1 protein-coding gene is annotated in these 759 nt (G+C 68.9%); it reads right to left on the minus strand.

Features of this window, described 5'->3' with window-relative positions:
- Positions 1 to 712: transposase (locus IE107_RS13930; protein WP_229866907.1), on the minus strand; the 712-nt coding region annotated here is incomplete at its 3' end.
- Positions 713 to 759 lie beyond the last annotated feature (47 nt).

Genomic DNA, 759 nt, shown 5'->3' on the forward strand with positions numbered 1-759 from the left:
CGTCGCCTTTCAGGCGGCAGTCGCGGAGGATCTTCCAGGTCTTCATCCGGGCGAAGGCGTGCTCGACGCGGGCTCGGACCTTGCGGTGCGAACGGTTGTGCTGTTCCTTCCAGTCGGGGAGTTCGCTCTGGCCGCGTTCGCGGCGGTGCGGGATGACCAGGCCGGTACCGCGGTAGCCGCCGTCCGCGATCACCATGGTCTTGCCGACGGCGTCCTTCGCGCCGGACAGTTCCCACGCCTTGCAGTCGTTGCGGTTGCCGGGCAGCGGCCGGCCGACGGCGACGACGAGCCGGGTGTCGGCGTCTATGACGACCTGGTGGTTGGTGGAGTACCGGTAGTTCTTCGACTGCTCGGCGATGGTGTGGTCGCGGGTGGGCACCAGGGTGCCGTCCGCGATCAGCACGGTGTCCTTGCGGAACCGTCTGCGGGGCTGGAGCGCGAGCGAAGGACCGAGGTGGTCGACGACCCGGTCGGCCGCAGACTTCGACACCCCGAACAGCGGGGCCAGTTGGCGCAGAGTGAGGTTCGTGCGCCAGTACGCGGCGACCAGCAGAACCCGGTCCGCCAGCGGCAGACTCCAGGGCCGGCCCTTGCGGACCGGGTCAGCACCCTCGCGCCGCAGCGCGGTGACCAGCTTGCCGAACTGCCGCGGGCTCAGCCCGGTGAACGGGGCTATCCAGGAGGGCTCTGACGCCGTAATCACACCAGCCACGGCACGATCATCTCACCCCTGACCAGTAGTTACGGGACAGCGCTTAG

The organism is Streptomyces gelaticus (assembly GCF_014649535.1).
In the GTDB taxonomy this organism is placed as follows: Bacteria; Actinomycetota; Actinomycetes; order Streptomycetales; family Streptomycetaceae; genus Streptomyces; species Streptomyces gelaticus.